This window comes from Pelistega suis (genome assembly GCF_013133795.1).
Classification (GTDB): Bacteria; Pseudomonadota; Gammaproteobacteria; order Burkholderiales; family Burkholderiaceae_B; genus Taylorella; species Taylorella suis.
The window spans coordinates 153,008-168,558 of record NZ_JABGBN010000002.1 but is presented as its reverse complement, the minus strand read 5'-3'; the positions used below and the strand labels follow the sequence as shown (position 1 = coordinate 168,558).

13 protein-coding genes are annotated in these 15,551 nt (G+C 43.2%); 1 reads left to right on the top strand and 12 read right to left on the bottom strand.

The window, feature by feature from the left end; translation table 11 throughout:
* Positions 1 to 90 precede the first annotated feature (90 nt).
* A complete protein-coding gene (locus HKX39_RS04080) occupies positions 91 to 1,140 on the bottom strand; it encodes a c-type cytochrome (protein WP_246226021.1) in 1,050 nt (349 codons plus the stop codon).
* Between the two features lie 12 nt (positions 1,141 to 1,152).
* Positions 1,153 to 1,791 carry a c-type cytochrome gene (locus tag HKX39_RS04075; RefSeq protein ID WP_171680039.1) on the bottom strand — a complete coding sequence of 213 codons (639 nt, stop codon included), beginning with the start codon at positions 1,789 to 1,791 and terminating at the stop codon, positions 1,153 to 1,155.
* Positions 1,792 to 2,159: 368 nt separating this feature from the next.
* On the opposite strand from HKX39_RS04075, the gene HKX39_RS04070 reads away from it, so the two are divergent.
* On the top strand, positions 2,160 to 2,855 hold the full coding sequence (locus HKX39_RS04070; protein ID WP_171680038.1) for a glutathione S-transferase family protein: 696 nt from the start codon (positions 2,160 to 2,162) through the stop codon (positions 2,853 to 2,855).
* A 40-nt stretch (positions 2,856 to 2,895) separates the two neighbouring features.
* Here the strand turns inward: HKX39_RS04070 and HKX39_RS04065 are convergent, their stop codons facing one another.
* From HKX39_RS04065 to HKX39_RS04020, 10 genes are all read right to left on the bottom strand, one after another.
* Positions 2,896 to 3,546: a phosphoribosylanthranilate isomerase gene (locus HKX39_RS04065; protein WP_171680037.1), complete on the bottom strand. Its 651-nt coding sequence runs from the start codon at positions 3,544 to 3,546 to the stop codon at positions 2,896 to 2,898.
* 76 nt (positions 3,547 to 3,622) lie between these two features.
* Positions 3,623 to 5,290: a TRAP transporter large permease gene (locus HKX39_RS04060; RefSeq protein ID WP_171680036.1), complete on the bottom strand. Its 1,668-nt coding sequence runs from the start codon at positions 5,288 to 5,290 to the stop codon at positions 3,623 to 3,625.
* Between the two features lie 11 nt (positions 5,291 to 5,301).
* Positions 5,302 to 5,895: a TRAP transporter small permease subunit gene (locus tag HKX39_RS04055; RefSeq protein ID WP_171680035.1), complete on the bottom strand. Its 594-nt coding sequence runs from the start codon at positions 5,893 to 5,895 to the stop codon at positions 5,302 to 5,304.
* Positions 5,896 to 5,993: 98 nt separating this feature from the next.
* Positions 5,994 to 7,100 (bottom strand): TRAP transporter substrate-binding protein, encoded by a 1,107-nt coding sequence (locus HKX39_RS04050; RefSeq protein WP_171680034.1) that lies wholly within the window; start codon positions 7,098 to 7,100, stop codon positions 5,994 to 5,996.
* A gap of 133 nt (positions 7,101 to 7,233) precedes the next feature.
* Entirely contained in the window at positions 7,234 to 8,034 is an 801-nt protein-coding gene (truA, locus tag HKX39_RS04045; protein ID WP_171680276.1) for a tRNA pseudouridine(38-40) synthase TruA, read from the bottom strand.
* A 24-nt stretch (positions 8,035 to 8,058) separates the two neighbouring features.
* The gene (gene asd / locus HKX39_RS04040; protein WP_171680033.1) at positions 8,059 to 9,189 is read right to left on the bottom strand and encodes an aspartate-semialdehyde dehydrogenase; all 1,131 of its coding nucleotides are present in this window, start codon (positions 9,187 to 9,189) and stop codon (positions 8,059 to 8,061) included.
* 78 nt (positions 9,190 to 9,267) lie between these two features.
* Positions 9,268 to 10,350 carry a 3-isopropylmalate dehydrogenase gene (leuB, locus tag HKX39_RS04035; RefSeq protein WP_171680032.1) on the bottom strand — a complete coding sequence of 361 codons (1,083 nt, stop codon included), beginning with the start codon at positions 10,348 to 10,350 and terminating at the stop codon, positions 9,268 to 9,270.
* Between the two features lie 9 nt (positions 10,351 to 10,359).
* Positions 10,360 to 10,998: a 3-isopropylmalate dehydratase small subunit gene (leuD, locus tag HKX39_RS04030; RefSeq protein WP_171680031.1), complete on the bottom strand. Its 639-nt coding sequence runs from the start codon at positions 10,996 to 10,998 to the stop codon at positions 10,360 to 10,362.
* An 18-nt stretch (positions 10,999 to 11,016) separates the two neighbouring features.
* Positions 11,017 to 12,417 carry a 3-isopropylmalate dehydratase large subunit gene (gene leuC / locus HKX39_RS04025; RefSeq protein ID WP_171680030.1) on the bottom strand — a complete coding sequence of 467 codons (1,401 nt, stop codon included), beginning with the start codon at positions 12,415 to 12,417 and terminating at the stop codon, positions 11,017 to 11,019.
* A 244-nt stretch (positions 12,418 to 12,661) separates the two neighbouring features.
* Entirely contained in the window at positions 12,662 to 15,391 is a 2,730-nt protein-coding gene (locus tag HKX39_RS04020; protein ID WP_171680029.1) for a YadA family autotransporter adhesin, read from the bottom strand.
* Positions 15,392 to 15,551: the final 160 nt, after the last annotated feature.

The window sequence follows — 15,551 nt, the reverse complement described above, 5'->3', positions numbered from 1 at the left end:
GGTAATGGATGCTTTAGCGCCCTCTCTACCATAAAGAATAGGCTTTACGGTAGAGGCTGACAAACACCAGTCATCAATCAAATAGATACTTTATTGAGCTGCTTTACCTGAAAAATCACGAGGACGTAAGACATCAGGTTTTAAGAAATCCTTGCCACCTGTATTGCTATGATCACCCAGTAATTTACCATTAACCTCTGTACCATAAAGCGAATGCTTATGGAATGTTTCCTCGTACTTCGCACGCGTTTCTTTTACATCACCTGTATAACGAGGATCTTGAGGACGCTCTTGCGAGCTAACAAATTGTCCAATATCCCATGCCTCTTGGTCTGTTAGGCTAGGCGCTTGTCCCAATGGCATATTGTATTTAATAAAAGCCGCCATCGTAAAGATACGAGCAGCACCTGCCCCCCAGTTAAAGGAATTATCTCCCCACAAGGCTGGAAACTGCACTTTACCGTTTTGGACTAAGCCAGCACCGTCTTCACCATGACAGGCAGCACAGTTCTTCATATAGAGGTCTTTACCACGAGCGAAATCAGGTTTTTGCTTAGGGTCTTTAAGTTTAGGATAGCCACGTCCATACACTTTTACGCCCGGATACATTGGTACACCTTTAGCTTGCCATTGATGATACGCCGCTAAAGCCACCATATCATCACTACCATACTCTGGTGGTTTACCATTCATCGAGTAGCTAAAGCAACCTGCAATACGCTCTTCTAAGGTATTAACATGGTCATTTTTAGGACGATAATTAGGTAAAAATACCGCTGCTGGCCAGATTTGTCCAGCAAAAGGACGACGCCCCTCTCCCATATGACAGCTCACGCAGTTCATATTATTAAATACGTTTTTACCTCGTAATTGCTGCGTATTCATAAACAAATCATAACCACGACGGATGGTTTCTTTGAGTTTAGGATGCATTTTGGAAGCTTCTAAATCATCCATCGTCGGTGGAATATGCACAAACTCATCGTCTTTAGGCTCTGGCAAATTAGGCAACATCTTACGTAACGTCTCACGCTCTTCAGCAGTCAGATCCTTACCCATTTTAGAGATTTGTACGGCATGAGCATTAAATGCCCATACACTTGCCAATACGGTCGCTAATACAGATATTTTTTTTAACATGATGCCTCCCGATTATTTCTGAGCTGGTTGTGCAGCAAACCATGCTGCCAATGCTTTAATCTCGTTTTCATTTAAACGCTCTGCGATTGGTTTCATTAGACCAAGCAAGTCGTTCTTACGTGTCCCTTTCTGCCAAGCGATTAATTGCTGTTCGGTATACTCCGCTGGCTGACCATTTAGATTAGGAAAATTCGCACCTGCACCGCGTGCCTCTGCACCATGACAGGATACACAAGCTGGAATAAAGCGATCCCACTCACCAAGCTTAACTAGACGCTCACCCAATTTCATCATATCTTCTGATGCTGGCTGAGCAACATCATGCACAACAGGTAGGCTAGCAAAATAATTGGCAACATCTTGCATCTGCTTATCTGACAACATCGTTGCCATGGGCTTCATCGACGCGTTATCGCGCGCACCCGATTTATAGTCTTGCAATTGCTTGACAAAATATACAGGATCTAATCCTGTAATACGAGGTCTTGCTTCGACATTAGGGACGACTGAGCCTCGTCCATCGGGCATATGACAGGCGGCACATACCATAGAAGCTTGTTTACCTCTTTCGATAGATTGAGCATCTTGTGCTTGAGCCCCTATTGGCAACAAAAATGCCGCCAGTGCTGTTAAAGAAAGCAATCGTTTCATATTATCCTCCCAAATAATAACCACTGCCTAAATGGATTAACTACTGCTTAAGAATTCACAGGCAAAAAGCCTTAATTAAAATCGTCCTAAAAATTTATCTATCTTTATAATTTTTTATTATTTACTTATAATTTTTACATATTATCACAAATACCACCAAGATATATGATTAAAAGTGATATTTAAAATATTTTTTATAGCTTTTTATCTAAATAACCTTAAAATAAATAAGGCTATAAAGTCGATACCCCCCTAATACCCCTTCTTCTTATTCACAATTTTTTTATATCTAAAATATTGTTTTTACTAGGGTTTCATTATTTTTTAGCGTAAAATACGGTGACTTAAAAAATATAGGTAGAGGAATTATGATTACGCTTTATCATGTCAATGCCCCCGGTGCTTATCGTAGCGTGTGGTTATTAGAAGAGTTACAATTAGCTTACGATATTTCACCGTCTACTTTAGATAGCAGTACGCACCCATTAGCGAGTGCCTGTATTATCACGCTTAAAGACGACTCACACATTATTGTGGGTACTGTGGCAATTGCAGAGTATCTCCTGAACAAATATGACCGCAAAGGCTTACGTCCACCTATCAGCTCTATCGGCTATATTGAGCATCAGCAGTGGATTTATCAAACAGAAGGATTATTGGTTCCTCTTTTACAAAAGCTTCTCGCTGGTGAGAAACTAGCCAATACACGTGTCCCTTTCTTTGCACGCTCTATTCTCAAGAAAGTAATTAACACGGCTGTCATTCAGACCGCAGAAAGTACGCTACAAGAACAATGTACAGCTATTGAAAGCACGCTTAGTCAGCATGGTTGGATTTGTGATAGTTACTTTAGTCTAGCAGATATTCAACTCAGTTATGTCCTTGAGACGCTCTTAAACAGAGGCTTGGTTAATAAGGACAGTCATCCAAATATTTATTATTTTATTGAGGCTATCCAAGCACGACCTGCTTATAAAACCGCACAGGATAAGATTTCTATTCTCCCTGTGCCTCCTATCGCCGAAGAAACCATTGAAATCAATGATGAGCAGCCCTCTGCATAATGTCCATTGATAATCGACGCGGAGCTATACAACACCATTATCACACCGTATTGTCTGTTGTCTGAGCATGGATATACGCCATAAAGTCTCTCATTTTAGTGAGGGACTTTATTCCTGCCTCTTCCTCAATACCACTACTTAAATCAATAAAGGGGTATTTACCCAAAACCTCATCCACATTGCTGATATTGATACCACCCGCAATGATATAGCGTTGTACATCGAGTTCTAAGGCATCAAGGATACCTAAATCAAAACGAATTCCTGAACCACCGTAATGCCCACTACTATAGGCATCAAAAAGAAATTTTTGCGCATTGGGATACTGTGCCATATAGTGTTTAAGCTCATCTGCCGTACACAATTCTGGCGCCCCAACGCGTACTGCTCGCCAATAAGGATAAGCAAACTGCTCACAGAATTCTCCACTTTCATCGCCATGAAATTGAATAATATCTGGCTTTACGCGGCGGATAATCTCATTCACCTCATCAACACTTGGATTGACCACGAGTACCACTAACTGCATAGGTGTCGCGATAGATGATCGTAAAGCGATTGCCTCATCAAGACTTAAAGCACGCTTACTGGCTGGATAGAGCACAAACCCGATGGCATCTACACCTAAGGTATGGGCAAGCTGTATTTCCTCTACACGACGTAAACCACACATTTTGACTTTTGTTTGCATCCTCTTAGATCCTCTCTTTATGACAAAAGGCGGACATCACTGCCCGCCTTTGCATTATAGCTAAAGAAACTACCTATCAGTAGAATGCCGGTTTATTTTCTTCACTACCGCCATAAGGATCATCTCCATAGCCACTACCACCACCGTCAATCACAATTGTACTCGGATCGACTGTCGCACCAGTACCTTTATAGTGTGTTACCACGGATGGGAAAATCATCACAATGGCCACCATAATAAGCTGGATGATAATAAATGGGATAGAACCACGATAAATATCACCTGTACTCACGGCAGGAATCATCTGACCGGTGACTTTGTCTTTGTAGTCCTCTTTTGGTGCGACTGAACGCAAGAAGAATAAAGCAAAGCCAAATGGTGGGTGCATAAATGATGTTTGCATATTGACAGCTAACAACACACCGAACCAAATCAAGTCAATACCCATTTTCTCAGCGACTGGCGCTAATAAAGGAACAATAATAAAGGCTAACTCAAAGAAGTCTAAGAAGAATGCCAATAAGAATGTTGCAATACTCACCACGATTAAGAAACCTGTCTCACCGCCTGGTAAAGCAGAGAATAAGCCCTCAACCCAATGCTGACCACCAAAACCAGTAAAGGTCAAGGTAAAGATTGTCGAACCCACTAAGATAAAGATAACAAAGCTAGTGAGTTTTGTGGTGGTATCCATCGCTTGTTTAAGTAAGCTTAGATTCAAACGACCACGCATTAAGGCAAGTAAAATAGCGCCTACGGCACCCATTGCACCACCCTCTGTTGGTGTAGCAACACCAATAAAGATGGTACCGAGTACTAAGAAGATGAGGAACAATGGCGGAATCATCACAAAGACCACACGTTCAGCAATCTTCGATAAAAGACCTAATTTAAGTACTTTATTAGCCACTGCCACCACAAAAGCAATCGTACCCCAAATGAGCAATGACACGACAATACGCTCATCGACTGGAGATTTTTCAGATAATAGCTGACCAACGGCAAAATAAGCACCTATGCTAGCTAAAATTGTCAATACTAATAATGATTTGAGACCTGATGATCCATCTGCCTCACGATAGATACGATCTTGCTCAGGAATCGCTGGCGCTGATTTTGGCTTAATAAGCGTCATAATCATAATATAGAGGATATATGCACCTGTTAGCATCAAGCCAGGAATCATCGCACCACGGTACATATCACCGATAGAACGACCGACTTGGTCTGCCAAAATAATCAACACTAATGACGGCGGAATAATTTGTGACAGCGTACCTGACGCCGCAATGACACCCGTGGCTAATTTACGATCATAGCCATAGCGCAACATGATGGGGAGTGAGATTAAGCCCATTGAAATCACAGAAGCGGACACCACCCCTGTTGTTGCAGCAAGCATCGCCCCTACAAACACCACGGCATAGGCTAAACCACCGCGAATTGGGCCAAACAACTGACCAATCGTTTCGAGTAAGTCCTCTGCCATACCAGAGCGCTCTAAAATCAGCCCCATTAATGTAAAGAATGGTACCGCTAATAAAGAGTCATTTTGTACAATACCAAATACACGCTCAGGTAATGCTTGAATAAACCCAAAAGTGAACTCACCAAAATAAATACCTAAGACGGTATATAAAATACCATTTGCCGCTAATGAGAATGCTACTGGAAAGCCCAATAACAAGAAGCAGATTAATGTCGTAAACATAATCGGCGGCATATTTGCAATTAAAAATTCCATGTTAATCCACCTTATTGTTTCGCTGCTTCACGAGCGGCAATCTCTTGTGCTAATGCCTCTTCGGCTGTCACATCACTTTCTTTCTGGCGTAATGGATTAGGACCATGCCCTGTTAAGAAAGCCAAACATTTGATTAAGTGAGAGATACCTGTTAAAGACAATAAGAAAAAACCGACCGGAATTAATAACTTCACAGGCCAACGCACAAGACCGCCTGCATTTGATGATTGCTCATTAGACACAAATGCTACCTCAAAGAACGGAATCGCTAAGTAGCAAATCAAAATACATGCTGGTAGCATAAAGAACAGTACACCAATCACATCAATCCATACTTGCGTACGTTCTGATAGGCGTTGGTTGATAATATCCACACGCACGTGCTCATTTTTCAAAAAGGTATAACCTGCAGCCAATAAGAAAATTGCACCAAATAAATACCATTGAATCTCAAGCCATGCATTTGAACTAAGGTGGAATGTCTTACGTACAATCGCATTACCCGCACTAATAAGCACCACGATAAGTGTAATCCATGTGACTAACTTACCAATAGCACCAATCAATGCATCGATTGCTTTGGAAATAGAAAGAAGAAATTTCATAAAAATCCCGAAGATTTAAACTGAGATGGGCTTTCTCTGGAAAGCCCATCGTTCCTAACCCCTATTTAGCGATAAATAGGTTCGGACATTATAACGGATTAACCATTACGTTTCTGACGAATAGCATTAATCATAAACGAATCAAAGTTAAACTCTGTCACACCAAACCATGGTGTTACCTCTTCTAAGAATGCCGCATAATCATCATATACTTTCTTAAAGACTGGGTCTTTTTCTGAAAGCTCGGCATAGAGTTTTTGAGTCTCTGCATAGCAGGCATCTAAAACCTCTTTAGAGAAACGTTTGAGTTTAGCCCCCTCAGACATGAGACGACGTAAAGCTTGAGGGTTCTTCTGGTCGTAGGTACTAATCATGGTTGTTGAAGCCATATTAGACGCTTGTAAAATCGCAGCTTTATAGCTCTCTGGTAATTCATTATATTTGTCTTTATTGATATATAAAGACACTTGAAGACCACCCTCATACCAACCAGGGTAGTAGTAATTAGGTGCCACTTTGTGGAAGCCCATTTTTTCGTCATCGTATGGACCAATCCACTCCGCCGCATCAATGGTGCCTTTTTCAAGAGAAGGATAAATATCACCACCGGCGACTTGTTGAGGAATCACACCAAGACGCGATAATACCGCTCCGGCGAATGCACTACAACGGAATTTTAGACCCTGCAAGTCTTCGACCGTATTAATTTCTTTGCGGAACCAACCTGCCATCTGTGCGCCAGTGTAACCACATGGGAAGTTAACGATATTGTACTTATCATAGACCTCTCGCATTAATTTAAGACCATTACCTGCGTGCATCCATGCCACTAACTGACGCGTATTCATACCAAAAGGTACGGTCGCATCAAATGAAAATACTGGGCTCTTGCCATAGTAGTAGTAAGCAGCGGTATGACCACACTCTACCGTACCATTTTGTACAGCATCAAAGACTTGCAATGCGGGTACAATCTCACCCGCATGATGTACGCGGACATTAAACTTACCACCAGTTGCTTCTGATAAGTATTTAGCGAAATGCACACCACCGTTAAAAATGGCATCGGCACTCGTTGGGAAACTAGACGCTAAACGCCAGTTAAGTGTTGGCGCATCTTGTGCAAACACAGGTGCAGCCAGTGTTGCACCCCCTGTTGCTGCGATACCTAAAGAGGCTTTTTTAAGAAATGAACGACGTTGCATGAGGAAATCTCCTGAGATAAAAATGGAACTTTTTCAGGATATTACACAAGGCAATTTCGTTAAAATACTATGATAAACCCTAGGTCTTATACAAAATGTATAAAATTGGTCACACCTTTACAAACTATTACACTTATAAGGCTTGTAATAGACTTTGGAAGGCATTGGATGCCACAAATTTAGCCTGACTGGTCAGACCAATTTCAGCTGGATAATCCACATCGACCAGATACAAACCATCTGCCATAAATGTCGGTGCAGCAAAGCGTCTATCACGTTGTTCTAAGAGTGTTTTTATCCAATTCGGCTCAAAGCGTCCCTTGCCGACATACACTAACGCACCCACTAAATTACGCACCATATGATGCAAAAAAGCATTGGCTTTTAAGGTAAAAATCAAGAAAACACCCTCTTGTTCAATAGAGAGTTGCTCCATCGTACGAATAGGACTAGCCGCTTGGCAAATCGATGAGCGAAAAGCACTAAAATCATGTGTGCCAATAAGATATTGGGCAGCCTCTTGCATTGCCGATAAATCCAGCGGATGAAAATCCCAGCCAGCACGCCCTACCCAGCTAGGTGCAAGATTAGGCTCATTACGAATGATATACACATAAGTGCGTGCTGTCGCACTAAAACGCGCATGAAAATCAGCCGAAACCTCTTGTGCCCAACGCACACGGATACTCTCAGGTAATAAGGCATTGACCCCTCTTACCCAAGAAATTAACTTGCGCTCTGCTTGCGTATCAAAATGCACCACCTGTGCTAAACCATGGACTCCTGTATCTGTGCGCCCCGCACAAATCGTACTAATAGGCTCAGCCGTAAATTGACTCAACGCAGCCTCTAAGTAATCCTGAACCGTATTACCATTGGGCTGCGTCTGCCAACCATTAAAGCATCGCCCATCATAGGCGATGCCTAATGCCATTCGTTTAGGTGATGTTGTCACAGCTTATAGCTCACCAATCGCAATACGTAACATACGGCGTAATGGCTCTGCAGCGCCCCATAGAAGTTGGTCACCTACCGTGAACGCACTGATAAAGTCACCACCCATATTGAGCTTACGTACACGACCGACTGGAATATTCAACGTACCAGAAATCGCGACAGGTGTGAGTTCATTCATCGAGTTCTCACGCGTATTGGGTACAAAACGTGCCCAGTCTGTACTTGACTTAATCATATCTTCCACTTCATCTAATGGAATATCACGTTTTAGTTTGATTGTAAGTGCCTGACTATGCGAACGCATGGCACCAATACGCACACAAAGACCATCAATCGGCACGATAGGTAAATCAAAGCCTTCACCACGTCCCAGAATCTTATTCGTTTCCGCTTGTGCTTTCCACTCTTCGCGTGATTGACCATTACTTAGGTCTTTGTCAATCCAAGGGATTAAGTTACCCGCTAAAGGCACACCAAAATTATCGCGAGGCAAATTCGCATCATGCTGTTTAGCTAAGACTTTGCGGTCAATCTCAAGGATAGCTGAAGCAGGATCTGCTAATAAATCACCGACCTCACCATTTAAAATACCAAACTGCGTTAATAACTCACGCATATGCTTAGCACCGCCACCAGAAGCGGCTTGATACGTCATTGAAGTCATCCACTCTACCGCATCTTCACGGAATAGACCCGCTAGACCCATCAACATACAACTGACCGTACAGTTACCGCCGATATAGTCCTTAACCCCTTTCGCCATTGCCGCGTCAATCACATGACGGTTCACTGGGTCTAACACAATCACTGCATCGTCTTTCATACGGAGTGTTGATGCGGCATCAATCCAGATACCATTCCAACCCGCTGCACGTAGCTTAGGATAAACCTCTGAGGTGTAATCACCGCCTTGTGCCGTCAAGATGATGGGCAGTTTTTTCAACGCCTCAATATCAAACGCATCTTGCAATGGACCTGCACCCTCTGCCCAGCTCGGTGCAGCACCACCCGCATTGCTGGTCGAGAAAAATACTGGGTTAATCAGTTTAAAGTCGCCTTCATCACGCATACGTTGCATCAGAACCGAGCCGACCATACCACGCCAACCAACAATACCTACTGACTGTGTCATTTTATATACCACTTAAAAAATAAAAAAACCAAAAAGCCTCTTTGAAACATAAGAGGCACTTATTATTACCTAAATCTGCTATGAAGACGTCAATGCAGCAATCACGGCATCACCCATTTCAACCGTACCCACCTTAGTCGTACCCTCTTCATAAATATCAGCCGTACGCAACCCTTGCTCGAGTACTTTAGCCACAGCCTGTTCAATATTCTGAGCAGCGGCTTCATGATTAAATGAGTAACGCAACATCATCGCTGCGGATAAAATCGTTGCTAATGGGTTAGCGATATTCTTACCCGCAATATCAGGGGCAGAGCCATGACTAGGCTCATAAAGCCCTTGATTACTTGCATTGAGAGAAGCGGATGGCAACATACCAATCGAACCCGTCAACATCGCCGCTTCATCGGATAAAATATCGCCGAATAAGTTACCTGTCACCACCACATCAAGTTCTTTAGGGGCACGCACTAACTGCATTGCCGCATTATCGATATACATATGGCTTAAGGCAACATCAGGATATTCCTTGCTCACATCAATCATGATGTCACGCCAAAATTGAGAGGTTTCGAGTACATTGGCCTTATCCACTGAGCAAAGCTTTTTCTGACGCTTTTGTGCTGCTTGGAAAGCAATATGGGCAATACGACGCACCTCGGTCTCGGCATAGCGCATCGTATCAAAACCCTCGCGCTCCCCTTTGAAAGCACCGTCTTCTGCAGTACGTACACCACGTGGTGTACCAAAATAAATATCGCCCGTCAATTCACGCACAATCAGTAAATTAAGACCCGATACGACTTCTGGTTTCAGCGTAGACGCATTGGCCAATTGCGGATATAACACCGCTGGACGTAAATTGGCAAAAAGACCTAAGTTCTTACGTAAGCCCAAAATCGCCTGTTCTGGACGGAACTCACGTGGCAAGGTATCGTATTTCCAATCCCCTACTGCGCCAAACAATACCGCTTGTGCTTTTTTCGCCAAATTTAACGTACTTTCAGGTAACGGGTGACCAAATTGATCATAAGCACGACCACCCACATCTGCTTTTTCTAATTGTAAATCCAACTTAAGTGCCGCTAAAACGCGCACTGCTTGCTCAACGATTTCCTCACCGATACCATCACCAGGTAATACTGCAACGAGATTTGACATAATAATCCTTTAAGCGACCAACCAAGGCATTTTTGCTAAACGCGCTTCTTCAAACGCCTTAATCTTATCAGCCTGACGTAAAGTCAAACCAATATCATCAAAACCATTTAATAAACAATAACGACGGAAAGGCTCTACCTCAAAAGAGATTTCACGACCCGTAGGTGTAATAATAACTTGTTTTTCTAAATCAATGGTTAAAGCATAGCCTTCTGTCGCATTCACTTCCTCAAATAGCTCAGAAACCGTTTCTTCGGATAGACGAATAGGCAATAAACCATTCTTAAAACTATTATTAAAGAAAATATCGGCAAACGATGGCGCAATAATCACCTTAAAACCATATTGATCTAATGCCCAAGGCGCATGCTCACGACTCGATCCACACCCAAAATTCTTGCGTGCTAAGAGTACTGATGCCCCTTGATAACGAGGCTTATTCAGCACAAAATCAGGATTTAAAGGACGTTTGCTATTATCCATACCCGGTTCACCATGGTCTAAATAACGCAATTCATCAAAAAGATTGGGACCAAACCCTGTCCGTTTAATCGACTTTAAAAACTGCTTAGGAATGATTAAGTCCGTATCCACATTCTCACGGTCTAATGGGGCAACCAAACCCTTATGTACTGTAAATGCTTGCATATCTTTGCTCCCTTAACCTTAGAAATTTCTCACATCCACAAAATGACCCGCAATCGCAGCTGCCGCTGCCATCGCAGGACTGACTAAATGCGTACGCCCACCCTGACCTTGGCGACCTTCAAAGTTACGATTTGACGTCGATGCACAGCGCTCTCCCGGCTCTAGACGATCGGCATTCATCGCTAAACACATCGAACACCCTGGTTCACGCCATTCAAAACCAGCCTCTAAGAAAACCTTATCTAATCCCTCTTCTTCGGCTTGCAATTTCACCAAACCTGAACCCGGTACAACCATCGCTTGTTTAACATTAGCCGCCACTTTACGACCTTTAATCACTGAGGCTGCCGAACGCAAATCCTCGATACGAGAGTTGGTACAAGAACCAATAAAGACACGGTCAATTTGAATATCCTTAATCGATGTATCCGCTGCTAAGCCCATATACTCCAACGCACGCTCCATACCGCTACGCTTCACCACATCACTCTCATGAGCAGGATTAGGCACCGAATCCTCAATACTTAACACCATCTCTGGTGAAGTCCCCCACGTCACTTGAGGTTTAATATCCGCGGCATTGATTTCAACTACCGTATCAAACAGCGCGCCCTCATCAGAGTGCAAAGTATTCCAGTACTCTACCGCTTGTGTCCATTTTTCACCCTTAGGGGCATAAGGACGACCTTTAAAATACTCGATAGTTTTCTCATCTACCGCGACCAACCCAGAACGCGCACCTGCCTCAATCGCCATATTACAGATTGTCAAGCGACCTTCCATCGATAATTCACGGATAGTGCTACCGGCAAACTCAATCGCATAACCCGTACCCCCTGCTGTACCGATGACACCGATAATGTGCAATACGACATCTTTTGCCGTACAACCAACTGGTAAAGCACCATCGACCTTAATGAGCATATTTTTATTCTTTTTCATCAATAAGGTCTGTGTGGCTAAGACATGCTCCACCTCTGAAGTACCGATACCAAAAGCCAAGGCACCAATAGCCCCATGCGTACTCGTATGAGAGTCACCGCATACTACCGTCATGCCCGGTAGAGTCGCCCCTTGTTCAGGCCCCACCACATGTACAATCCCTTGACGAACATCATCCATACGGAATTCGGTAATGCCATAAGTCGCACAGTTTTTATCCAAGGTATCCACTTGAAGCTTAGAGATAGGATCTGCAATCCCCTTAGCACGGTCGGTCGTCGGGACATTATGATCGGCTACGGCTAAGTTAGCACTCAAACGCCATGGCTGACGATTCGCCATCGCTAAGCCTTCAAACGCCTGAGGACTAGTTACCTCATGCAATAACTGGCGGTCGATATAGATTAAACAGGTACCGTCTTCCTCTTGGCTCACCACATGAGCATCCCAAAGTTTGTCATAAAGCGTTTTTGCCATCTCATTCTCCATCGTCAACTAAGGCAAATAAAATTCTATGAATACTATTATGTCGAACATTAAAAATTTAACAAGCCTATTAATTATACTAGTACTTATACTACTATATTAATAAGATTCATTTATCCTACTTAGCAAAATTATAAGGCTTTGTTTTATAAATTATTTTCCTAAAAAAAGAAAAAACTAGGGTATTCTGATGAACACCCTAGCTTTACGCTTTACTTATATGGCGATATGACAATTACCATTGATAACCGTAAGCTGCACCTACCATAGTAGAACGACCACCTGCGCCACTGTTGACACCTGTCGAACCGCTCACTTTGATAATGTGTTTACCATTATCAGACAGACGAGAGTAACCAATCGCTGCCGCTTGTTGACCACGATAACGCGTTGTCGCTACTGCCACAAGTGATTTACCTGGTAAATGTGGTTGTGGAAGCATACCCATCGCACCTGCAATTGCCGCACCACGGTCTGCTTGCTTACCAATTTGCTCTACACGACCAGCCACTTGATCAATCTTATTATTGATATTGCTACCTAAAGCATATAACTGGCTACCATTCACCGCATCTGTGCTTGTTGGTGTAATCGCACCGTTAGCAACATTCGTAATTTGGTTACCACCAACGCTTAATGCCGGTGTCGCTGTACCATCAACCAACTGACCTGCAGAGTTATAATTACCACCTGCTACTGTTGTTAAAGTTGTGCTTGGTGCACTTGGATTAGTCACATTACCAATAGTCACCGCATCTGCATTAACTTTTGGTGTGCTCACAGAGTTACCTACTTTAACATCATTCGCTAAATTGTAAACCACGTCATTACTATCAGCTGACTTAGAAATCACGATATTACCATCAGTATTCTTCATATCAACTGTTTCACCAGGATTGACTAATGAACCATTTGCACCTTGAGCCGTTACGGTAAAGCCAGAACCGTTAATCGCATTAGCAATATCACCGGCTGTAGCTGTCGCATTTGGATTCGCTGGGGTATTCACTTTACCTGTTGTGGCATCAGTTGTTAATGGTGTTGTTACTACATCAATCTTAATATCACCAGTAGTAGGATCTACCGTGACGTTAGTAGTATTCGTATTCACAAAGTTAATGTCACCATCTGCATTGGCTGTTACGCTTGGCTTAGTCGCCGTTGCTGTTAATTTACCATCAACAATTTTAATGGTGCTACCATCCACAGCTACATCAACTTTAACGTCACTTGCCGTGCCTGCTGCATTTGGTGTTACCGTCACAACAGTAGCCGCACCGTTAATAAAGTTAACCGTATCACCTGGTTTTACGGCATCTGCCTCCGTACCATTACCTTGTAATGACCATCCCTTAGCAACTTCAGCGGCAACCATATACAATTGCGAGCCATTAATCGCATCAGTTGATGTCGCAGAAATATTACCTGCAGCGACATTCACTAATTGACGCTCATCACCTGCTTTACCAAAAGATACCACTGATTTAGGTGCACTACCTGCAAAACCACTGTAGGTAATACCGCCTACTGTTGCTGTCGTCTCAGTAGTCGCTGCACGCGTAATAGAGTTGCTACCTAAAGCAACCGCCTCAGCGTGATCAGCTTGCGCTAAGCGACCAATCGCTGTAGCATTTACTGCAGCTGCAGTAACATTTGCACGAACACCTAGCGCAGTACCATAAGTTGCACTTACATTTGATGAAATACCGATTGCGATACCCGCTGTTGCATCAGCAGTAACCGTTGTATTGGCACCCATCGCTGTACTTGAGCGAGCTAGTGCATCTGCGCCATGACCGAACGCTGTGGCATAGTCTTGTGATGCATTAGAGTCATAGCCCACTGCCGTTGTTGCAAATGAGGCCGCCTCAGCTTCTGCACCCAATGCTGTTGCTTGGTTTGCACCGGCCTTTGCTAGGTAACCAAAGGCACTGGCGCTATCATATAGAGCACTTGAATACGCACCCACAGTGGTTGTGCCATTACCATTCAAGAAATCGATACCTGCTACCGCATGCGCACCCAAGGCTGTTGCATTTGTTGCGGTGGCAGAACTATCCACACCGATGGTGATAGCTTGAGTTGGTATACCATATTCACCTGTTGGAAGCAGTGTGGTAGCAATAGAAGCATTGGTACCGATTACAATCGTATCTTTCGCTTGTGCTGTCGCATTTTGACCGATAGCGATAGCGTTTACACCATAGTCAGGGACTGCACCAAAACCAGCTGTTGTACCATTACCGATAGCGATGGCATTTTGGCTTTGTGCCCTGGTATTTACACCTGCTGCAATAGCGTAGTTAGCAGTTGCACCTGCCGCCACATCTGCTGCACCAAGGTTGGTTGTCGCATCACCACCAGCGTTAGACGTATTATTGACGTGAAAATAAGTATCTGGAGCACCGCCAACACCAGCAGCTAGCGATAATTTACCATCGACCACAGCAAACTGCGTTGTGTTGTAATCTAGCGATAATTGATATTCAGTATGTGCACCGATACCTTTAGTGTCATCATTAGCAACTGCTGTTTGTGGCGTAACTTTTAGGAATGTGGTCGTGCTAGTTACACTTGAAGTATTATCCGTATCTTGGATAACCAATACTGATGGATCGGTTGTATAAGTGGCATAATACGCACTCACATCACCCTCAGGAACATCCAGCGTAACGGTATAACCTGGGCGGTACAATGATAATGTGTTTGATTTGGTCGCATTTACTGTTGTTGCATTGGTAGAGTTAAAAGTAACTGACAAATCTGCCGCACCACCTGTTGCACCGGTAATCGTAATAATATCCTCAACATTGTAATAATTTAATACTTCTCTGCTTAGCTCATAACCATACGTACCCCCAGTCACATAAGCCTTTTCCAACACATCATTTTGCACAGAAGAAATCGATGACTCAAAAACAACATCAGCTGCTTGTGCAGCTGGTACAACACCAATCGCTGCCATCGCTAATACTAATGACTTTAATTTACCATTACTACGTGATAGCTCAGAGCATACTACTGTCTTACCATGACGATCTTTTTTGTCTTAAAAATTTTATTCATGTCCATTATTCCTAAAAAATAGTTCGCTTTGCGACTAATATAAATTTGACATGTCGCCA